Annotated in this window: 25 protein-coding genes and 2 pseudogenes; 17 read left to right on the forward strand and 10 right to left on the reverse strand. The window is 42.4% G+C overall.

The window, feature by feature from the left end; all coding sequences use genetic code 11:
• The first annotated feature begins 125 nt into the window (after positions 1–125).
• The 4 genes from D1367_RS03330 (at position 126) to D1367_RS03345 (ending at position 2,631) form a co-directional block, all read left to right on the forward strand.
• Positions 126–1,550, forward strand: coding sequence for a phosphoglucomutase/phosphomannomutase family protein (locus tag D1367_RS03330; RefSeq protein ID WP_118162778.1), 1,425 nt, complete (start codon positions 126–128; stop codon positions 1,548–1,550).
• 145 nt (positions 1,551–1,695) lie between these two features.
• Entirely contained in the window at positions 1,696–1,971 is a 276-nt protein-coding gene (locus D1367_RS03335) for a LapA family protein (protein ID WP_118162781.1), read from the forward strand.
• A 13-nt stretch (positions 1,972–1,984) separates the two neighbouring features.
• Positions 1,985–2,182, forward strand: coding sequence for a DUF433 domain-containing protein (locus D1367_RS03340; RefSeq protein WP_118162783.1), 198 nt, complete (start codon positions 1,985–1,987; stop codon positions 2,180–2,182).
• A gap of 5 nt (positions 2,183–2,187) precedes the next feature.
• Positions 2,188–2,631, forward strand: a complete 444-nt coding sequence (locus tag D1367_RS03345) for a DUF29 domain-containing protein (protein WP_118162787.1) — start codon at positions 2,188–2,190, stop codon at positions 2,629–2,631.
• A 216-nt stretch (positions 2,632–2,847) separates the two neighbouring features.
• On the opposite strand, the gene D1367_RS03350 is transcribed toward D1367_RS03345, so the two are convergent.
• Together D1367_RS03350 and D1367_RS03355 are read right to left on the reverse strand one after the other, a co-directional pair.
• Positions 2,848–3,252, reverse strand: a complete 405-nt coding sequence (locus tag D1367_RS03350) for a hypothetical protein (protein WP_118162800.1) — start codon at positions 3,250–3,252, stop codon at positions 2,848–2,850.
• A gap of 2 nt (positions 3,253–3,254) precedes the next feature.
• On the reverse strand, positions 3,255–4,229 hold the full coding sequence (locus D1367_RS03355) for a hypothetical protein (RefSeq protein WP_118162804.1): 975 nt from the start codon (positions 4,227–4,229) through the stop codon (positions 3,255–3,257).
• A gap of 137 nt (positions 4,230–4,366) precedes the next feature.
• Here D1367_RS03355 and D1367_RS30420 point away from each other — a divergent pair, with 137 nt between their 5' ends.
• Positions 4,367–4,513: a hypothetical protein gene (locus D1367_RS30420; RefSeq protein WP_181985054.1), complete on the forward strand. Its 147-nt coding sequence runs from the start codon at positions 4,367–4,369 to the stop codon at positions 4,511–4,513.
• Between the two features lie 66 nt (positions 4,514–4,579).
• On the forward strand, positions 4,580–4,705 hold the full coding sequence (locus D1367_RS32625) for a hypothetical protein (protein ID WP_267255567.1): 126 nt from the start codon (positions 4,580–4,582) through the stop codon (positions 4,703–4,705).
• Between the two features lie 88 nt (positions 4,706–4,793).
• Here D1367_RS32625 and D1367_RS03360 read toward each other — a convergent pair whose 3' ends face one another.
• Positions 4,794–5,516 carry a Uma2 family endonuclease gene (locus D1367_RS03360; protein WP_118162808.1) on the reverse strand — a complete coding sequence of 241 codons (723 nt, stop codon included), beginning with the start codon at positions 5,514–5,516 and terminating at the stop codon, positions 4,794–4,796.
• Between the two features lie 493 nt (positions 5,517–6,009).
• On the opposite strand from D1367_RS03360, the pseudogene D1367_RS03365 reads away from it, so the two are divergent.
• Both D1367_RS03365 and D1367_RS03370 read left to right on the forward strand, forming a co-directional pair.
• Positions 6,010–6,759 (forward strand): annotated as a pseudogene (locus D1367_RS03365) (RpnC/YadD family protein); the annotation flags it as partial.
• A gap of 122 nt (positions 6,760–6,881) precedes the next feature.
• Positions 6,882–7,145, forward strand: a pseudogene (locus tag D1367_RS03370) (DUF4351 domain-containing protein); the annotation flags it as partial.
• 335 nt (positions 7,146–7,480) lie between these two features.
• Here D1367_RS03370 and D1367_RS03375 read toward each other — a convergent pair.
• A complete protein-coding gene (locus D1367_RS03375; protein WP_118162815.1) occupies positions 7,481–9,058 on the reverse strand; it encodes an NAD(P)H-quinone oxidoreductase subunit 4 in 1,578 nt (525 codons plus the stop codon).
• A 363-nt stretch (positions 9,059–9,421) separates the two neighbouring features.
• Between D1367_RS03375 and D1367_RS03380 the strand changes: the two genes are divergently transcribed.
• The 7 genes from D1367_RS03380 to D1367_RS03410 all read left to right on the forward strand — a co-directional run bounded on the left by D1367_RS03380 (position 9,422) and on the right by D1367_RS03410 (position 13,001).
• A complete protein-coding gene (locus D1367_RS03380) occupies positions 9,422–9,679 on the forward strand; it encodes a hypothetical protein (RefSeq protein ID WP_118171076.1) in 258 nt (85 codons plus the stop codon).
• Between the two features lie 4 nt (positions 9,680–9,683).
• The gene (locus D1367_RS03385) at positions 9,684–10,010 is read left to right on the forward strand and encodes a type II toxin-antitoxin system RelE/ParE family toxin (RefSeq protein ID WP_118162818.1); all 327 of its coding nucleotides are present in this window, start codon (positions 9,684–9,686) and stop codon (positions 10,008–10,010) included.
• Between the two features lie 81 nt (positions 10,011–10,091).
• The gene (locus D1367_RS03390) at positions 10,092–10,937 is read left to right on the forward strand and encodes a type I restriction enzyme HsdR N-terminal domain-containing protein (RefSeq protein ID WP_118162823.1); all 846 of its coding nucleotides are present in this window, start codon (positions 10,092–10,094) and stop codon (positions 10,935–10,937) included.
• A 42-nt stretch (positions 10,938–10,979) separates the two neighbouring features.
• Positions 10,980–11,465 (forward strand): helix-turn-helix domain-containing protein, encoded by a 486-nt coding sequence (locus tag D1367_RS03395; protein WP_118162826.1) that lies wholly within the window; start codon positions 10,980–10,982, stop codon positions 11,463–11,465.
• A 433-nt stretch (positions 11,466–11,898) separates the two neighbouring features.
• Complete coding sequence (locus D1367_RS03400) at positions 11,899–12,099, forward strand: hypothetical protein (protein WP_118162829.1); 201 nt, start codon at positions 11,899–11,901, stop codon at positions 12,097–12,099.
• A 150-nt stretch (positions 12,100–12,249) separates the two neighbouring features.
• Positions 12,250–12,519 (forward strand): UPF0175 family protein, encoded by a 270-nt coding sequence (locus D1367_RS03405; RefSeq protein WP_118162834.1) that lies wholly within the window; start codon positions 12,250–12,252, stop codon positions 12,517–12,519.
• Complete coding sequence (locus tag D1367_RS03410; RefSeq protein ID WP_118162837.1) at positions 12,516–13,001, forward strand: PIN domain-containing protein; 486 nt, start codon at positions 12,516–12,518, stop codon at positions 12,999–13,001. Before D1367_RS03405 ends, D1367_RS03410 begins: the two co-directional genes overlap by 4 nt.
• Before the next feature lie 43 nt (positions 13,002–13,044).
• Here D1367_RS03410 and D1367_RS03415 read toward each other — a convergent pair whose 3' ends face one another.
• The 6 genes from D1367_RS03415 to D1367_RS03440 form a co-directional block, all read right to left on the reverse strand.
• Positions 13,045–13,275, reverse strand: a complete 231-nt coding sequence (locus D1367_RS03415; RefSeq protein ID WP_118162842.1) for an addiction module protein — start codon at positions 13,273–13,275, stop codon at positions 13,045–13,047.
• A gap of 103 nt (positions 13,276–13,378) precedes the next feature.
• Positions 13,379–13,507: a type II toxin-antitoxin system HicA family toxin gene (locus D1367_RS03420; protein WP_118162847.1), complete on the reverse strand. Its 129-nt coding sequence runs from the start codon at positions 13,505–13,507 to the stop codon at positions 13,379–13,381.
• Complete coding sequence (locus D1367_RS03425; protein ID WP_118162850.1) at positions 13,504–13,695, reverse strand: type II toxin-antitoxin system HicB family antitoxin; 192 nt, start codon at positions 13,693–13,695, stop codon at positions 13,504–13,506. The genes D1367_RS03420 and D1367_RS03425 overlap by 4 nt, the downstream gene beginning before the upstream one ends.
• A 118-nt stretch (positions 13,696–13,813) precedes the next feature.
• Entirely contained in the window at positions 13,814–15,913 is a 2,100-nt protein-coding gene (locus D1367_RS03430) for an NAD(P)H-quinone oxidoreductase subunit 5 (RefSeq protein WP_118162853.1), read from the reverse strand.
• 435 nt (positions 15,914–16,348) lie between these two features.
• A complete protein-coding gene (locus D1367_RS03435; protein ID WP_118162856.1) occupies positions 16,349–16,735 on the reverse strand; it encodes a thioredoxin family protein in 387 nt (128 codons plus the stop codon).
• Positions 16,736–17,151: 416 nt separating this feature from the next.
• A complete protein-coding gene (locus D1367_RS03440; RefSeq protein ID WP_118162860.1) occupies positions 17,152–17,874 on the reverse strand; it encodes an NnrU family protein in 723 nt (240 codons plus the stop codon).
• Between the two features lie 212 nt (positions 17,875–18,086).
• Here D1367_RS03440 and D1367_RS03445 point away from each other — a divergent pair, with 212 nt between their 5' ends.
• Positions 18,087–19,100 (forward strand): LysR family transcriptional regulator, encoded by a 1,014-nt coding sequence (locus D1367_RS03445; RefSeq protein WP_118162865.1) that lies wholly within the window; start codon positions 18,087–18,089, stop codon positions 19,098–19,100.
• Between the two features lie 291 nt (positions 19,101–19,391).
• Entirely contained in the window at positions 19,392–20,795 is a 1,404-nt protein-coding gene (locus D1367_RS03450; RefSeq protein ID WP_118162870.1) for a serine/threonine-protein kinase, read from the forward strand.
• The last annotated feature ends 10 nt before the right edge of the window (positions 20,796–20,805 follow it).

The raw sequence follows: 20,805 nt of genomic DNA on the forward strand, positions 1-20,805 counted from the left end.
AATACGGTGGGGAGAAGTTTAAGCTAAGGCTTCCTTAGAAAAGAACTTCGGGGGATAGTTGCTGCTACACACGCTTTGCGGGAAGCTTTTATAGTACTGATAATGTACCGAAGCAAGTGGCAAAAATGTCTAGCAAGATAAAATTTGGTACCGATGGATGGCGAGGGATTATTGCCGATGACTTTACTTTCCCCAACGTGCGGAAAGTAACAAGGGCGATCGCGACTTATTTAGATACAGCCTACAAAAAAGATAGACCTGTACTTATTGCCTACGATACTCGCTTTTTAGCTGACCAGTTTGCCCAAACATCAGCCCAAGTATTAGCAGACTTAGGTTGGACTGTGAAAATTACTGAGCGGGATTGTCCCACACCAGTAATTGCCTACAACGCCCGTCATCTAAATTCCGCAGGGGCTTTAATGTTTACTGCTAGTCATAATCCAGCACCCTACTGTGGAATTAAATATATACCCGATTATGCTGGGCCTGCCACTCCAGAGATTACTGATACTATTGTGGCAAATATAGAAAGTGCATCGGATGAGTTGCCTCTTAGTAACCCATCAGGTTCAATTTCAATTTTCGATCCGAAACCAGATTACCTGCAATTTATCTACACTCTACTTGATATAAAAAAGATTAAAAGCGCTAATTTAAAGGTAAAGTACGATGCTTTGTATTCTACCTCTCGTGGCTATTTAGATGAAGTTTTGCTTCATTGTGGCGTTCAGTTAGAAAGTTTCCACGATTGGAGAGATGTTTTATTTGGGGGTGGAATGCCAGAACCCAAAGGAGAACAGTTAGTTGAGTTAGTAGAAGCAGTAGTGCGCGATCGCGCTGATTTGGGCTTGGCGACGGATGGAGATAGCGATCGCTTTGGCATCGTTGATGAACAAGGAACTGTCCTTACTCCTAATACTGTGCTGTTAGTTCTAGCACGTCATTTAATCAGAAATAAAGGTAAAACTGGCGCGATCGTCCGCACTGTGGCGACAACCCACCTGCTGGATAATTTCGCGGCTAAAAATGGGCTGCAAATTTACGAAACACCAGTTGGTTTTAAATACATCGGCGAAAAAATGCGCGAAACTGCCGTGTTAATTGGTGGAGAAGAATCAGGCGGTTTGAGTATTATTGGACATATTCCCGAAAAAGACGGAGTATTAGCCGATATGCTGGTGGCAGAAGCGATCGCTTATGAAGGCAAACCGCTAAGTCAGATGGTGGCAGAAGCGATCGCCGAGGCCGATGGCCCACTTTACAACAACCGTCTAGACTTGCACCTGTCAGAGGCGCACAAAATCGCCGTCATCGAGTCCTTTACTAGAAATCCACCAACAGACGTAGCAGGAATTAAAGTCAAGGAAGTAGGGCGTAAAGATGGTATTAAGCTCTATTTAGAAGAAGGTAGCTGGGTTTTGCTGCGTCCTTCCGGTACAGAACCCCTGGTGCGCGTCTATCTAGAAACCAACACTCCCGAAAAACTCACTCGAATCGCCCAAGAGTTAGAGATTGCCATTGCTAAACTAGAGGCAGTAGCAGTTTAATCTGCCAGAGTTAGGAATTAAAAGTTAAGAGTTATGAATTAGGAGTTAAGAATTGTTAATTTACAACTCTTAACTCCTCGTTTCTAATTTCGAGCAAAATATAACTCCTAACTTCTATCTCCTAACTTCTCATTTCAATCAAAATATGAAAATCGCGCCTTTTTTGACATCTCTAGTTTTAGCGGTTTGGGTAATTGCGATCGCAATTATTTCAGTCCAAAATGCCACACCCGTATCGTTAAAATTCTTAACATTCCAATCCATTCAGATACCAATGGGTTTAGTGCTGGCTTTTAGTGCTGTTGTCGGGTTAATTGGCATGGCACTGCTGCAACCTCTGTGGGGACTTGCTGGTATTGGGCAGCCTAATTCTCGATTGGAAGACGATGCCGAATTTTTTGTTGATGATGAAGACTTTTGAGGTTTGAATAGCTGTGCAGTATCAAAACATTATTACAATCGAACCAGGAAAACGAGGTGGTAAGCCTTGTATTCGAGGAATGGGAATTACTGTATACGATGTTTTATCTTATCTTGCCTCTGGCATGACCTACGAGGAATTGCTTGATGACTTTCCTTATTTGACACAAGAGGATATTTTGGCTTGCCTAAGCTATGCGGCTGATCGATAAAGGCTATGAGCGCAACTTATAAAGCAGATTTTAATTTGTGGATTGAACAGACAACTCAACTATTGCGATCGCATCGCTGGCATGAAGTTGATGTAGAACATTTGATTGAAGAGGTTGAAGGCTTGGGCAAAAGTGAACGGCGGGGTATTGCTAGTCAACTAACTCGCTTACTCTTGCATTTGCTGAAGTGGCAATATCAACCCCAGCGTCGCTCAGATAGTTGGCTCGATTCTATCACCGATTCTCGCACCCAAATTGAGTTAGCAATAGAAGATAGTCCTAGTCTTAAAAGTTATCCTACAGAGCAACTTGAGGAAAGTTATCAAAGGGCACGTCGGCAAGCAGCCAAGCAAACGGGGATACTTTTATCCGTGTTTCCAGAAGAGTGCCCATATTCTGTAGAGTTAGTGTTGGATGAAGACTGGCTACCGGAAGCAAGCGATATTTAATAACTGTAATTGTGACTGTATTACTTTGGGAATTATATCTGTAGAAGTCTTGGGAGAGGAAACTTGATCACATGGTTAAATACGATTCTTCTGTCATTCAGACAGTAGTAGATCAACTACATAGTAAAGCTAACTTCATCGTCATATTCTATGGAGTAATAGGACTTATCCTCGGATCTTTTATAGTTTTGGGAGAGCGATCGCGCTGTTATAAAATTAAAATTTCCATTCGTGATCTGGATCATCTAAAGCGGCGCGAACAGAAGCTAAATTTGCAAGGTCTTTGAAAGGGCTTGATTTAGCTATTTCTGTGATTGAGTTTAAGGTAAGGGCTAGTTGTTCATTATTGCCGGATGCGATCGCATTATCAACGACAGCAAACAAAGCGCGAAAGTTTTCTGCACGTTCATCAAAAGAGCGATCTAGATACGCCATTAGCAACTCTCGCTGGGCGTTTATCTTGGTGATTGTTTCTTTTTCCCAAGCATCAATCTCTCGTCTCTTTGTCTGTTCTTGTTGGGCAATTATCTTATATTCAGTATAGCCTGAAACCATTAGCTGTAGGCATTCAGCAGGATTTAGGTTAGCGAGTGCAAAAGTAGCTATTTTGTGTACTGACATGTTTAATTTCCTCCCAAAGTACGATACTTTGCTTGGATAGTCGTGCAAGCAGGATTCAGATACCCTTCACTGTCTAAGACAGGAGTTTTCATAATTTCTGCAAGCGCTTTCACCAGAAGTGCTACTTCTTGAAACTTCCTAGCATCGCGATCGCGATTAAAAGGTTGGGCTTCAAGCTCTTGAAGTGCAGATTTAGCACGGTTGTTTAAATTACACACTAAATTAGCCAGTTCCACTGTTCGCCGTTTAACCTGTAATAGAAAATCTTGTGCGGCTTCAATATTGGCAATTTCTATGTTTACCTTAGCTTCATACTCTCGCGCTTTAGTCAAAGCTTCCTCACCCTTACCAGCAAGTTGAAAACCCCCAACCATCAACGCCGGGCCGAGTGTAATACCTCCCAATACAGCACCACCAACCGCCATACTAGTACCACCACCTAACCAAGTTATGGCTCCAGTCCAAGCCGCAGCACCACCAAGTTGTGAAATAGCGACTTCACCAGCCCACAATCCAAAGAACTTGGAAACAGTAACAGTTCCTACACTCCTTGCTAAGGTAACTGCACTAGAACCTGCTGCTGACGCTGCAACAGCTGCTGACATACCACCTTTCACCCACTGTTCAGCTTTGATAACTTCTGTTTTGTACTCCTGAATTTGTTGAGTGGAGATGTCTAAGCCAATTAAAATGTCCAGATTGTTTTGGGAAGCTCGCTGACCAATTCTTTCAATAAAAGCTATAAAGTTTGAAATTGTACTCTGCTTGATACGAAGCTGCATTTGACCATAAACTTCTGCTGATTGGTTGGTAATTTCCCAGGTTGCTTTTAAATTTTGCAAGCTACTTTCGTATTTTTGTTGAGCCTGTTCACCAATTTCCTTTGCCTGATTCATATTGCCAATGCCTTCAGCACCTTTTACTGCTCCGAAGGCTCCAGTAGCCAAAGCAGCAGCGCCCAAAATCAATGGAATCATGAAATACTCCTGATGTGATTAGTATTTGGTTATTACTTGTCTACGGGTTCGCCATAAAAACAAGGCATCACCTTATACTTATGATTCCCGGAGATACCAACTAATGAACATTCAGAAGGTGTAAATTTGAGACTGCGATGAATGCAGTTGTGAATTTTTTTCGTGTGAGTGCGATCGCACAGGGGCTAAAATCTCATAATAGACAAGCGATGTCTACGACGGGCTATTCGGCGAATTATCGCACACTAACCCAACAGCAGCTAAGTTGGGTAATTTTGGGTTAGTTGTAGCTTCAAGTAATCAATAAGGGACTTCCAAGTAAAAAAATATTCCATTGCTATTGTTCACTGTTGACCGTTGACGGTTCACGAGTTTTCAGTCAACAGTCAACAGTCAACAGTCAACGACTTGAATGTGGAATAATTTATTTTTTGGAGTTCCCTAAAGTCCAGAATTTCTGTATCAGTGAGTTGTAGACGCGACGCCGATAGCGTAGCGCAAAGCGAGTCCGCGAGCGTCATAGCCCGTCGTAGACATCGCTTGCTATTACAAAATCTGGTGAATCTATAACAAACTTTCTGGATCAACACCTAGCGCATTGAATCTTTCAATTAACATTTTCACCTGTTGTTCTGCTTCCACCCGTCGCTGTTCTTCAAAAGCTGTGCGTTCTTCCGCTTCCCTGATGCGTTCTTCTGGTGTCAGCAATTTTTGCCCTTCCTCGTCATACCAGTACAGCCACTCCCGCACTATACCTTGATAAATTCCCCGTTCTCGCCCAATTCCTAAACCAATCTCTGGGAGCCAAACGGGATTTCCTGACATTAAGATATATTCCCCATCAACTAGGTGATACACCTCCAAAGGTGTCTTTTTACGCCGAAGCGGACTATATACAACGTAATACAAAATTCCTAATTCTTTGGCATAGAATTCTTTCTTAATGCTATATTCTTCCCGATATATTTGAGAAACAACTTCTAGTGCTAAAATTGGCGGCTTCTTTTCTTCCCACAGCACATAACTTAGGCGCAAGTCCTCATCAACGAAGCGTTTAACTCCTGAGCTGAGAAATCCATCAGGGACAATGGCTGGTTGGTCTGGGTGAGAATAAATACCCATATTAACACCAAAGAACCAATCCCAGCGATCGCACCAAGCCAAAGCCAGTGTCGTTTTCAGCAAGCCGGGAATTAAATTTTGGAGTTCATTATCCACAGCAGTATCATCTGAGTCGGGTAGTTCTTCGGAAGATGGCAAACAATGCAGTGGATTGTAGTTTAACATGAGCGGTTTTGCCAAATTTGATTCTAGATAGATTGTACGTAATCTATTGATGTGCGATCGCACCACGAGAATAAAGAACCATTTTTACTGTAGGCGTAGCCCGTCCTAGACATCGCCTGTGGATCTTTCTCAGTATTCACAGACTTCTGATTGCAAAATCTTACATTAAATTCATAGTTTTTCGATACTGATTACCAGAATCTCTAACTGACAATAGCAAAAAAGCGCGGAATATTTTTCATTTGGTATGTACTGCTCCAAAAGCGTAACAAAAAGGGTCGGTACAAAATTCGTCCTCAAAGCAATAAATATTTCAACTAAAATAGCGATCGCTATCTAATTAGCAATTTTGGGTGCATTAAAAAAAACCTTTGGTACTTATTTTTTTGCTAATGTCGGCACACTTTTTAACGCATGATTGATGAATGCTATAGTTGAGCAAAGCGAAACTCAATGTTAATAATTTTCCAAAATTATCATCTGCAATCAATTCATGACTAATATTAGCGATGTCTACGACGGGCTACGTCTACGCGCTGATTTTGATAGCCCTTGGAAAGAAATTATAGAAGCTTATTTTCCCCAAGCAATGCATTTCTTTTTTCCAGAAACTTTTGCATTAATTGATTGGGAACGTCCCTATGAATTTCTAGATAAAGAATTTCAACAAATAGCTCGTGAAGCTGAACAGGGAAAAAGATATGCCGATCAATTAGTCAAAGTTTGGCAAATCCAAGGGGAAGAACTTTGGTTATTAGTCCATGTTGAAATTCAGGCGCAAAAAGAAGATAATTTTCCTAAGCGGATGTTTACCTATAACTTTCGCATATTTGACCGCTTTGATCGGCCAGCAATAAGCCTTGCAATTCTCTGCGATTCAAACCGCGAATGGCGGCCAAGCAATTACAGCTACAATTATCCCAATACTCGCTTAACTTTTGAATTTGGTAGTATTAAACTTTTGGATTACGAAAATCGCTTTCATGAGTTAGAAAATAGCGATAATCCATTTGCAACTGTCGTCATGGCGCATTTGAAAACGCAGCAGACACGCTCATCACCCGAACAACGCAAAATATGGAAATTTAGCTTAATTCGCAGACTATATGATTTGGGCTTAGGAGAGCAGGATATTCGCAACCTGTATCGATTTATCGATTGGGTTATGATATTACCAAAGGCATTAGAAAATCAGTTTTGGGAAGAGTTTAAACAATTTGAGCAGGAGCGAACTATGAGATATAGCAATCCGATTTGATTTCTGAATCACTTGTAGAGGTAAGGGACTGGGGATTGGGGACTGGGGACTGGGAAGAAAGAATAAAGGTGTACTGAGTTTTGTTCAAAAATCAAATATGAGTCCTATATATAACTACAGGTGAGCGCATCGGCTACGAGCGCGGTAAAGCAGAGGGTAAACAAGAAGGTAAAGCAGAGGGTAAACAAGAAGGTGAACAACAGCTGATTTTAAGGTTACTACAAAGACGAGTGGGAGAATTATCACCAGAATTACAAGAGCGCATCCGATCTCTTTCTTTAAATCAATTAGAAACCCTTGGCGAAGCTTTGTTAGATTTTACTGCTATGAAAGATTTACTTAACTGGTTACAAACAAATCAATCAGCTTAAAATCTATTTTTATGTAAATTGTAAAAAATACATCCACTCATACCAATTATGTATGAAGATGCGCCCAAATATATGAGGAACGAACCGCATAGACGCGGAGCGGCTTCCCGCAGGGTAGGGCGCATTCGCGCAACGTCTCGTAAGAGTTGGACACAAAGAAAGAAAATTCAGTGCAGCCTCACAAAGAAATGGTATCACTTAACCAATACAGGATTTTTGAACTCAGTTCGATTATTTTTTTACTGAATTAAACGTTTCGAGTGAGTAACAAAAAGGGCAGGTACAAAACCCGCCCTCAAAGTAATCAATATTTAAACTAAACTAGCGATCGCAACTTAATTACCAATTTGAGGGGCACTCAAAGAAACCTTTAGTGCATCGTCTTTTTGCTGTGCTAATGTCGGTACGGAATCACGCAATCTTGCTGTCAATTGTACAGTTGTGGCGTCATACATCTGAGTCAGCAATTTCGGATAGAAACCAATACCAATAATTGGAATCAACAAACAGGCAATGATAAATACTTCACGGGGTTCAGCATCTATCAAAGCTTGGTGAGAAACTAATTCCTTGTTCTCTTCTCCGTAGAAAATTTCTCGCAACATCGACAGCAGATAAATCGGAGTTAAAATTACTCCCACTGCCATCAAGAATACCACAATTACTTTGAAGGTAGAGCTATAAGCATCGCTAGTAGCAAAGCCAACAAATACCATTAATTCTGCCACGAAACCGCTCATCCCTGGCAGTGCCAAAGAAGCCATTGAACAGGTGGTGAACATGGCGAAAATCTTCGGCATTCTCTTCGCAACACCGCCCATTTCATCTAACATCAGGGTGTGTGTGCGATCGTAAGTTGCCCCAACCAGGAAGAACAAACTCGCCCCAATTAACCCGTGGGAAACCATTTGCAATACTGCCCCACTCAATCCCAAATCGGTGAAGGAGGCAATACCAATCATCACAAAGCCCATGTGAGAAATTGAGGAGTAGGCAATTTTTCGCTTCAGGTTGCGCTGGGCAAAGGATGTCAAGGCAGCGTAGATGATGTTAACTACCCCCAAAACTACCAACACTGGTGCAAAAAGAGCGTGGGCATCGGGGAGCATTTGGGCATTCATCCGAATTAAGGCGTAACCGCCCATTTTCAAAAGAATACCTGCCAATAACATGTGTACGGGCGCTGTTGCTTCACCGTGGGCATCAGGTAGCCAGGTGTGCAAGGGAATAATCGGCAGCTTGACGGCGTAGGCAATCAGGAAGCCAGCATAGACGGCAAGTTGGAAATTGAGGGCAAAGTCTTTTAAACCGAGCGATCGCATGTCAAACGTCACCGTATCGCCGTAAAATCCCATTGTCAGGGCAGACAGCAAAATAAACAGCGAACCGCCGGCGGTGTATAAAATAAATTTAGTCGCTGCATACTGCCGTCTTTTGCCTCCCCAAATCGACAGCAGAAAGTATATCGGTACTAGTTCCAGTTCCCACACCAGGAAAAATAACAGCATATCCTGGACAGCGAACACGGCAATTTGACCGCCATACATCGCCAAAATCAAGAAGTAAAATAGCTTCGGCTTGAAGGTGACAGGCCAAGCTGCTAAAATCGCCAGCGTGGTAATGAATCCAGTCAAAATAATTAGGGGCATAGATAAGCCATCTGCCCCTACTGACCAATTCAAATCTAGTTGGGGTACCCAGGGGTAACTCTCGACCAACTGCAAATCTGGATTGGAGAAATCATACCCAGTATAAAAAGCATAAACAATTAGTGCAAAATCTATCAGCCCTACGACCAGGGAGTACCAGCGCACTGTTTTGCCTTCTTTATCCGGGATGATGGGAATCAGTAGTGAAGCGGCTATCGGCAACAGAATAATCGTCGTCAGCCACGGAAAATTAGCTGTATTCATCACAATTCGTCTGCTATCAAAATCATGTTTGGCAAAAAGTCACTAGTTATTAAGTAACAGCTTTTTGAGGATTTCGTCTTCCTCGTTAGGTTGATTTAATTAAATTGGTAATCTCCTATTTTTCCTCTTGGGAGTCTTTTTTGACACTTGGGGGTGCGGAATGTGCGTTGTGATACTCTCTGTCAAGTCAAAAATTTGCCCTAGAAAAGCCGATAAAATTATAGTTTAGGGGTGCGATGTCTACGACAAGCCACTCCGCGTCTACGCTTAGTCCAACCCATCGCTAAAAATACAAAATGCTGTTTGGTGGTTGTTGAAAAAAGCGATTTAGTACAAAAAAGCATAGCAGGAGAACTAAACATAATGATAATCGCAGAAATTGAAAGTCAGATTCGTTATGTGACCAACATAAATGGAGAAACAACAGATGTACTCGTCCCTGTAGAACTTTGGCAACAGCTTATAAGTTCCATAAATTCTGATAACGTCAGTGGTTTAGCTTGGATTGATGAACAAGAGCCAAAAGCACAAATATTAGCCGATTTGCAAGAGTCTGTGCGACAAGCAGCAGTAGGACAAACTTTCCCAGTTTCAGAGCTTTGGGACGATATCGAAGCCTAGATTTATGGCAGAAGTCCGTTTTACACCTCCCTTCAAACGCCGTCTCAAAACTCTGACTAAACGCTATCGTCAAATTCAAATTGACATTCAACCTATTATCGATCAACTACAGGCTGGGAATTTTATCGGCGATCAAATCTCTGGGATAGACTTAACCGTTTTTAAAGTTCGAGCAAAAAACAGTGATATACCTACGGGCAAAAGTGGCGGATATCGGGTAATTTATCAGGTTGTCTCACCTGAATGCGTCTTACTTCTACTCATTTATGCAAAATCGGATCAGGCAGATGTGAGCTTAGAAGAGATTGAAGATGCAATTAAAAAGACATAGCTATACATAGATAAAGCGCGATCGCCCGCGATCGCATATCATTTATCTACTGTGTAGTCTGTCTCCCATAGCAATAACTTCATGCCTTTCTCTGATTTTACTAATCCTTACCAAAATCCGGCTAACATACCACAGAAGTATCGCCAGCATATAAATCTACTGAAGTTATTTAAAGCTGATGGTTCTTATGTGCGTCCAGCAGAAGACCCTGTGACGATGTGGGCGCTTCAGATTTTAGTAGAAGAGTACGGTGTTCCACTAGAGGCAATGGAACTAGAACTAAATTCAGATTTTGCCGAGGGAACTTATCAAAGTGGGCGACGCTATCAAGGACGTGTAGACATTGTAGTTTACGATGACCGTTATGCTGATTCTATAGGTAATTTGGATGTAGCCTTCATTATGGTGGAGGCTATGGAACCAAGTAAAAAAGTTGGCGGGACTGAGGGCGAAGGTTGGGTTGATCATCTTAACCGACTCAATGCTTACATGAGTGCTTCACCATCTGCCCGTTATGCCATTTTAACCAGTGGTAAACATACAGTAATTTATCGTCGTGACCTTGAATATCCAAGAAAGTTAGAAATAATTGGTGATTTGCAGAAGTATGAAAGCGCCCGTGAAGCCGCAAAGCACAGTTTTTATACTGTAATTCTTAATCCCAGTGAACCAGATGGGATTCAAACCGGACTCACGCCCCTAACCCGTGATAAGTTTCGGGAGGTTTTGGGAGATACGCGTTCTGGTTGTCACTCAATTCTGAGAGATAACGAGGGTTTGCAGCCACAAGAAGCTGTTGATGCAATGGTTAAATTCTTGTTTGCTAAGTGGTATGACGAACAGGCAACAATTGACTTGGTAAAGCAAACAGGAGAATCACGGGCTTATGTATTTAATGTTAGTAATGAAATAGCTTTTATAAAGTGAAAAAAGTGTGGATAAAATGATGTTGGGAGAGGAAGATGTCGCATGAAGGAGGGCAGCAAGTACCAGCCACTCCTTGAATTTTTGCGTGGCAATGATCAAAATGAAATAACTTTATCATTTGCTGAAATTGAGACTTTAATAAATGATATTTTGCCTGAATCAGCAAGAAATAAACGGGCATGGTGGAGTAATCGCAGCAAAGGCGCATTACAAGCTTCAGCTTGGATAGAAGCAGGATATCGCGTTGAGGAAGTTGATTTTGATAAGCAACAAATAAAATTTTATAAACCTCCTAATAACTTTCAAGTTCAGCTTAAAGGTGACACTGTACTGTGGAATGGCGAATTAATCAAAGCACTACGTCTTCACATGGGTTTAACACAGGCAGAGTTTGCAGAAAGGCTAGGTGTCTATCAACAAACAGTCAGTCAATGGGAAAACAGCGCCTATCAGCCAACTCTCGCTACATCGAAATATCTAACTTTAGTTGCTGATCAGGCTGGATTCAAATACATAGAAACAGGCTAGAAGTCAAAATAATTCTTGGGTCTGTCTGTTGACATTTTACAATGTAAGTTTTATTTTTGTCAATATACAATCTACATTGTAAAATGAATAAGGAAAACCAGGCGACCTCTGCCCAACCTGCGCCAAACAACAACTTGCACACCTTGGACACTGGCAAGGTCACAGAAATCAAATATTCCCTGAAGAACTTCTATCATTGCGCTTGTTCAAATGCCGAATGTGGCTATGGCTAGTTGTCCCAGGACTTCACGACCATGATGCAACGCAGCTTTTACCACAAAATCTATGAGATGAGAGTGTTTAGAAGCGATGAAAACACACTCACACTTACAGCAACCCGACAACAAAATTACAAATCTTGTCAAAAGCCAGCAAATAAGTTTCCGAGGCTTCCTGCTGGCTCTTGGCTCCCTAACAAAAGGAGACATTCACCATGATAAAACCAGTTATTGCCCAAAATCATCCTTGGGTGATAGTAAAAACTGTAGTGATTACCCAATCTCACACCGTCGCCCGTTTTGCTAACCGCCAAGATGCAGACGACCATTTAAGATTTTTGCGTCGAACTATTCCCAATGGAGGTTTTGAGATTATGTTTGAACCGCCAGATGATGTAAAAGATATTGAGGAATAGCTCGTACAGTGGTTTAATTTGAGAAGCGATGTCTACAACAAGCCGCTTTTGCGTCTACGCCTAGCCCAACCGGAGCATTGCTAAAAATGTATGATGCTGCTCAGTTATCCTTAAAAAAAAGCATCATACATCCATCAAAGGACACCGCAAATGCAAATTACCATCGAAATACCCGATGACATTGCCCATCAACTCGCTAATACCCCTGACCAACTTTCTCGCCGCGCCTTAGAATCGCTAGTGGTTGAAGGTTATCGCCATCGGCAAATTTCTACTGCTCAAGTTCAACGTCTGTTAAATCTTTCTTCTCGACTTGCTACCGATGCTTTTCTTAAAGCCTATGAAGCTTACCTACCCTACACCGTAGCTGACTTAGAGCAAGACTTGCAAGCTATTGACCAAGCAATTACTCAGCAATGATAGTTGTTTGCGATACTTCACCTTTGTGCTATCTCATCTTGATTGATTGTGTTGAAATTCTGCCTCAACTTTTCGGTCGCATCACCATCCCCAATGCCGTCTGCACAGAACTTCTTGCCGAAGGTTCTTACATCCAAGTTCAAAACTGGATTGCCCAACCTCCAAGCTGGTTAGAGATTCAAACTACCACGCCTCTATTACCCAACTTATCTAGCAAACTTGGTATAGGTGAGCAAGAAACCATTTCTCTGGCTGTCCAACTCAATGCCGCCCTAATTATCTTAGATGATATGGATGCTCGACAAGCAGCGATCGCACAAGGTCTTAATGTCACAGGCTTACTCGGTGTTCTTTATCGTGCAGGAACCCAAGATATAATTGATTTTCCTAACGCCATTTCTAAATTGCAATTAACCACCTTTCGTGCATCTTCTGCCCTCATCCAAAGTTTTTTAGATCGTTATTACCAAGAACAAGGTTAATTTTGCCACTCTTGCTCTGCCAATGGATGAAATACAATTCTTGTCATTGTAAAGATGCACGAACTCGTTGAAACACTTCTTCAGCCGGAATACCAGTAATTTGATTGGTGTTCATATCTTCATCACGCTTCTGGGCTTCTTCAGCCCAACTAGCCGCAATTTCTTGATCTATTCCACTTTCTTGACCCAATCTTTCCAGTAATCTTGCTAATAAAATCACTTGAGAATCTTTTGGAAGTGCAAGAACTTCGGCTTCAAGCTGTTCAAGGGTCATAGTGAGTACCTAAACTCTCTAATACAATTACCTCTTATTCTAAGCATTAGCCAGCTTCATCACTAAGCATTTTAATAATATGTTTTGCAAGTTGCTCCTTAATTTACCTATGTCTGGGAACGGCTTGAGAAATTTTTGTTATTGGATTCTGATACCAATCATGTTTGCCACCATGACGAACGAAGATACAACCCATTTCTTCAATCTTACTGATTAAATCTCTTCGTTTCATGAAACTTCAAGTTCTGCAACTCTACGAATATTTTGGATATTTCCACTTGTTAATTCACTGTAAATATCGAGTAAATTTTCTCTTAACTCCTCTTCAGTTTCACCCTGAGTCCAATAGTCAGGATATTCTTCAAGATACCCTAACCACATATCATCATCTTGCCAGTAAATGTATTTCTTCTTTGTCATGTGCCTATTCACCACCTTTTTCTAAACTATCGAATTACTGAACTATCCGCCAAAAAAAGAGTCTAAATTAGACTCTTAAAAAAACTTAGGGGCGGACGATCGCCCACCCCAATAAAAATCAGGTAACACCAAAGACAATCACTAAGCCCAAAACCGCCCCAAACACAATCAAGGCATAGAATTGAGCGCGACCGTTTTCTAGGTACTTCAGACCTTCACCGCTAACAAGGGTGAAAAAGCCTGTGAGGTTAACAGCACCATCTACAACGCGGAAGTCAACTTCCATAACTTGTCTGGCTACGCGACGCAAGCCGAGGACAAAAACCCGATGGTAAATGTCATCAAAGTACCACTTGTTGAGGGATAACTCGTAAAGTGGTTGGATTTTAGCAGCGATCGCAGCCGGGTCAATTTTACGGCGCAAATACATCAGCGAAGCCAGGGTAATCGCAATCAAAGAAATTCCGACTGAAGCACCCGCCATGATGTAGAATTCCGTCGGATTGAACTCGGCAGCCTTTTCTATAACTTCGGAGAGGGTTTCACTAGGAGGAAAGATAAACTCTTCAAAATAATTGGCGTAGGGAGTTCCCACCAAACCAATCAAAATCGAAGGCACAGCCAACAGTGCCAACGGCAGCGTCATTGTCCACGGCGATTCGTGGGGGGAGTCGCTGTGATGCCCGTGGGAGTCATGGGAATCATGATGCTGAGTTGCCGCCAATTCTCCTTTCTTCATTGCCCCAGGCCCAAAATTCGGGACTGGTTCTTCTGACTCTAATTCCAGGACAATTGTCGCCGCAGCTTTCTTGAGTTTTTCCTTGATTTTCTCGTCATTACCCCGGAATTTGCCTTCAAATGTTGAGAAATACATTCTAAACATATAGAAAGCCGTAATCCCGGCAGTTAGCCAGCCGATAAACCAGAGGAGTGGGTTAGCTTCAAAAGCCTTCCCTAAAATTTCATCTTTTGACCAGAAACCAGCAAAGGGTGGGATACCAGAAATTGCCAAGCAACCAATCAAAAAGGTAGTTGCTGTGACAGGCATATATTTTCGCAGTCCACCCATCAAGCGCATATCTTGCGCTAAGGCAGGGTCGTGTCCAACGACACCTTCCATACCGTGAATTACTGAACCTGAACCCAAGAACAGCATCGCCTTGAAATAGGCGTGGGTCATCAGGTGGAATAGTCCAGCACTGTAAGAACCTATTCCCATTGCCATCACCATGTAACCAAGTTGGGAAATGGTGGAGTAAGCCAAGCCCTTTTTGATGTCGTTTTGGGTAATGGCAATGGTTGCCCCCAAAAACGCCGTAAACGCCCCAGTAAAGGCAATAACATTCATTGCAACTGGAACGTCTTCAAATACTGGGTACATCCGGGCAATGAGGAAAACACCAGCCGCCACCATTGTTGCCGCGTGAATCAAGGCAGAAATGGGAGTGGGGCCTTCCATCGCGTCTGGTAGCCAGACGTGGAGGGGAAATTGGGCTGATTTCGCAACTGGCCCTAAGAAAACTAAAATCGCAAACAGGACAGCGAGAAAATTGCTGATAGAACCTGATTCGACAAGTTGGGCGAGGCGATCGCCCATGATATTAAAATCAAAGCTTCCTGTTGCCCAGAACAGCCCTAAAATGCCGAGTAATAGACCAAAGTCGCCCACGCGGTTAGTCACAAACGCTTTTTGCGCGGCATCTGCTGCTGACTTGCGATCGTACCAAAAACCGACCAGCAAGTAGGAACACATCCCGACTAGTTCCCAGAATATATAAATCTGTACTAGGTTGGGGCTGACCACCAGACCTAACATTGAGGAGCCAAACAAACTGAGATAGGCGTAAAACCTCACGTAACCGGGATCGTGAGCCATGTAGCCATCGGTGTAAACCATGACTAAGCAGGCTACCGTTGTGACAATCACCAGCATTAAGGCTGTCAGGTGGTCAATAGTGTAGCCCATGCTCAGGTGAAAATTACCTGCTGCTGCCCACTCAAAGGTGCGAATATAAGACGCATGTCCTTGAATTTGACTCCAGAGCAAGGCAAACGACATCCCCATAGCTGCTGCCATCATGGAGATAATCACCACAGCATTAAGCTGGCGGAGGCGGTTTGTCACCTGATTCAACGAGATTAACCCTAGACCGACCAGCATTGCCCCAAGAAGAGGGAACACCGGAATCAGCCAGGCATACTGATAGATTACTTCCATCACTGACGCCTACTTTTAGAATTCTTGATTTAGCGTGTCGAAACTGTTAATAATTGTGACACACACCCTTTAGGATAAAATAACCCACCCAAGACTGAGTTGGGTGGGGTGTTAAGCATGGTTTTAGATTTGGTCATTAGTCATTAGTCATTGGTCATTGGTCATTGGTCATTGGTCATTGGTCATTGGTCATTGGTCATTGGTCATTAGTCATTGGTCATTAGTCTTTAGCCCCATGCCCCTCAAAAGTGCTGAGTTCCGAGTTCCGAGTGAGCAGAGGGGAGAATAACTCTTAACTCCTAACTCTTGTACAGACGCGATTAATCGCGTCTCTACTCCTAACTCCTAACTCTTGTACAGACGCGATTAATCGCGTCTCTACTCCTAACTCCTAACTCCTAACTCAGCACTGTTTTGCCCCATGCCCAATATCCATCAGGCTGACCGACACTCTAAGTCCACTGTTTTTGAACTCTTGTAAATTTTAGAGCTACTGGTGTACCTAGCTTTAATGTCTTCTAAAGCTAGACGTAAATCTTCTCTACCGCGAAAGCATTCCAAGCGATGGCGAATAGTGCCATTTTCAATCAATAGTAAAGTGGGTAGTGATTTGAGCTTATAAGTAGTTGACAATTTAAAATTTTGATCAGCGTTAACCCCAACTAATTTAATTTCTTCCCCACATTGGGCTTGAAATTGCAATAACAGTGGGTGGATAATCCGACACAAGCCACACCAAGGTGCTTCAAAATTAACTAAAACAGGAATAGGTGATTCTAAAACTTCTTGAGTAAATGTCCGCTCACTAACCGACAAAACCATGACGCCTCTTGGATTATAAGGTTTTTATATTAAACTACCTATCAGCATTGAAGTGAAAGATTGGCAAGTCAGTAACTGCCGATAGATGCTTTCAGGAACCAAATCTCAGGACACAGAATAATTAGGCAAAAATTGAGCGTGTTGATGTGTCTCTGACAATAAAAGCCAGCGCCACTCTCACGGTGGCTTTTTGGGATGTTAGGCTCCTGATTGCCGTGGCCATCTGGGGATATGACTGAATCTGCCATGTTTTCCCAAGGAAAAGCAACTGACCAACAACTACCAATTTAAAATCTTAAATTCGAGTCAGACCACCCCCATCGATAGATGTTTGAACTTATCGTACATTGATTTAGGGCAATTGATAAGCTGAAATCCTCATCTATTTTGGATTTTCTGCTGACACTGGGGATCGCCTAAATTTCCCATCTTATCTTACTAGTTGCTTCCAGCAACAGAGGGTGCGATAACCAAAGCAAAGCTATGAAAATGACAACTCCTAAATAAGAAGGGCGAAGAAATTCCTGCCATTTGATAGATTGACGCCCGTCGATAATTGCTTTAAAGGGAATAATTGATGTCCGTTGTTTGGCAATTTCAAAGGCTTCCCCATAGCGATCGCTTAGACGGCGATCTCCGTGCCAAACTCCAAATAAGTGATGCAACACCAATCCAATGGAAGTCACAAGGGTAAAGGTAGTACCCAGCCACAGAGTATGAGCAACACACCAAATTATTTGTCCTACCATCTGGGGATGACGGGTAATCCGAATAATTCCTGTTTCGTATAGATGAACTTGGGGCTTTTGAATGGCAGCAATTTCTAGTAGATTGAAGGTAGCAGGATATAAAAATAAAAACGAGATAGCTGACAGCAGCCAAACAAATTCTCGCACTCCTGGCACTCCTTGTACCTGCCAAAGTTGCAAACCATCATATCGATGCCCAAAAAAGTAAATAATTAATATGACAGCCAAAGGTAGGCTAACTAATGCAAAGAGAACGCGATAAAGCCTTGGGCCAATATATTTTTCGGCCCTTGGACGCAAAGCAGCGCCTCCACTGTGAGCGATCGCAAAAACTATTTGTAGCCCCAGCATGACAAAATGACTGGGTGTCAACCAAGAAATCAACAGCATATACACGGGTGAAATAATTTAAAGAAAATGGAACTCAGTACAACCAATACCACAAAGTATTCAAAGGGAGACTTTAGTCAAGATGTTGTGCTACTGTCTTTTTCGAGTCAAGTTTTCAAGTTTAATATGCAACAAATCATACCTGGCTGATTGTTGCCAAACCTGATTTGTTGTGTGCATCCGCTCCTTTTAAAGTTTGTGGTTTGAGCCTTATGTCTGACCTTCCTTTCACTTTAGATCAGTTACGTATCCTCAAAGCGATCGCCCAAGAAGGAAGCTTCAAGCGTGCCGCTGATAGTCTTTACGTTTCCCAACCTGCCGTCAGCTTGCAAGTGCAAAATCTCGAACGGCAGCTAGATGTCCCCCTATTCGATCGGGGAGGACGACGCGCCCAATTAACTGAAGCAGGGCATCTACTCCTAAGTTACGGTGAAAAAATCCTCAGTCTGTGTCAGGAAACCTGCCGCGCGATCGAGGATTTACAAAATCTCCAAGGCGGTACTTTAATTGTCGGTGCTTCTCAAACCACCGGCACTTATCTTTTGCCCAAGATGATCGGTATGTTCCGACAAAAATATCCAGATGTGGCAGTGCAATTACACGTCCACTCTACCCGGCGGACTGCTTGGAGTGTCGCTAACGGACAAGTTGATTTGGCAATTATCGGCGGTGAAATTCCTGGCGAATTATCAGAATCTTTGGAAGTTGTTTCTTACGCTGAAGACGAACTAGCGCTAATCCTACCTGTCTTTCATCCTTTTAGCAAACTAGAAAAAATCCAAAAAGATGACCTATACAAATTACAATTCATTGCCTTAGATTCTCAATCTACTATCCGCAAAGTAATTGACCAAGTGCTAGGACGCTGTGAAATTGATACCAGACGTTTTAAGGTTGAAATGGAATTAAATTCCATTGAAGCAATTAAAAATGCTGTGCAATCTGGTTTGGGGGCTGCCTTTGTTTCAACAAGTGCGATCGCTAAAGAGTTACAAATGGGTGTTCTGCACCGTACCCCCATTGAAGGCGTTGTCGTCAAACGGACACTGTGGCTGATTTTTAATCCTAATCGCTATAGATCCAAGGCCGCAGAAGCTTTTAGTCGGGAAATTTTGCCCCAGTTTGCTAATCCTGGATGGAGTCAAGATGTGTTAACATTGGCACAAAAAAGCATAGTAATATCTACATTGGATATAGCGACATCCACCTCTGCCGCCGAAGACTAAAATCTGGTGATTAGTCCTACCCTTAGAGCGTCTACGTCATTTGTCCAATGTTTTTTGTAAATGACCAATAAGCAAATAATTCGTAATGACGCTCTCTACGAGACGAACTCGCGTTCGCGGACTCGCTTTGCGTGGCGCTAACTAATTCGTAATTCATAATTATTATTTCATAGCTTTTCGCCTAGCGTACCGTAGGCAAGCTAAGAATTTGACATCAGTAAAAAAGTTTCCTGTTCTTGATAATGAAGTTTAGTTTCTACGAATTATTTTGACTAATGACTAATCACGAAAATGGAAGTTTACTGTACTCGTCCACGTTGCCCACGCCCACAAAACCATTTTGCCGATTTAGATGATATTACGACGCTGAAAACAACGCAGCAGAAGTACTGTACTACCTGTGGTATGCCATTGCTGCTAGATGGTCGATATGTCCCCGTGAAGCTACTGGGAAGGGGGGGATTTGGAGCAGCCTTTTTGGCACGCGATCGCCGAATTCCAGGAATGCGTCAATGCGTAGTTAAGCAGTTTCAACCTGCGGGAAATTTAAGCTTAAATCAACTGCAACAAGCACAGTTGATGTTTGAAAGAGAGGCAGAAGTTTTATCACAACTGGGTAACGATCACGAGCAAATCCCTGACTTGTTTGCTTTCTTTCCAGTCATAGTTAATGGTTTGCAACCAGGACAGCAAGACCAGTTTTTTTACTTGGTACAAGAATACATTGATGGGCAAAATTTAGAAGAAGAATTAGTTAAACAAGGCAAATTTTCTGAGCAGCAAGTGTTGGAGGTGCTGCAAGAAATCCTGAAGGTGCTAAAGTTTGTCCATCATAGAAGCATTATCCACAGAGATATTAAACCCTCTAATATCATGCGCCGTCGTGATGGTAGACTTTTTTTACTAGATTTTGGCGCAGTTAAGCAAGTAACAAATGTTGCACTTGGTTCTGCTGCTTCTTCCACAGGAATTTATTCTATGGGATTTGCACCGCCTGAGCAGATGGCTGGGGGTCAAGTATTTCCATCTACGGATTTATACGCTTTGGCTGTAACTATTCTTATTTTGTTGACAAATCAAGAAGCAATTCAATTATTTGATGCCTATAGCAACCAGTGGAAATGGCGATCGCAAGTGACTGTCAGCCCTCGCCTTGCTGACATATTAGATAAGATGCTGCTACCTGCTGCCAATCAGCGCTTCCAGTCAGCCCAGGAGGTTTTAGATGCACTGAACTCACAGGCGGCTCAAGCCCCTACACAACTTAATTCGCCCTCTGTAACACTTCCGCCACAACCACCTAAAGGTTCTAGTCCCGTCGTCCCCCGCCCTTCACCAACTCAACCAGCGTTTTCGACAGTGGAATTGCTGGGTGGGGCGGCATTTAGTGGATTTGAAGGGGCATTAATTGCGATCGCTCTCTTCAGTCTAGTAAAATTACCAATAGTTACTTTCACTGTTGCATGTGTGATTTTAGGGATACTGATATTTGCCCAAACCAGGCGGTGGATTGAAAAGTTCGATTTATTAATTATTCCGACAATTAGTTTTGCGATTATTTTTTTTCTCCCTTTTTTACAGGGGGGTCTTGGCATTCAGGGAGTAGTAATTTTATCAGTTGCAGCAGCCTTAGTAGCCATTTCTTTAACAGCCGTGTTTCGACTTATTTATAAATTATTATCTCTCTTACTTTAAAAAACTTTTG

It is taken from the genome of Nostoc sphaeroides, from assembly GCF_003443655.1.
GTDB lineage: Bacteria > Cyanobacteriota > Cyanobacteriia > Cyanobacteriales > Nostocaceae > Nostoc > Nostoc sphaeroides.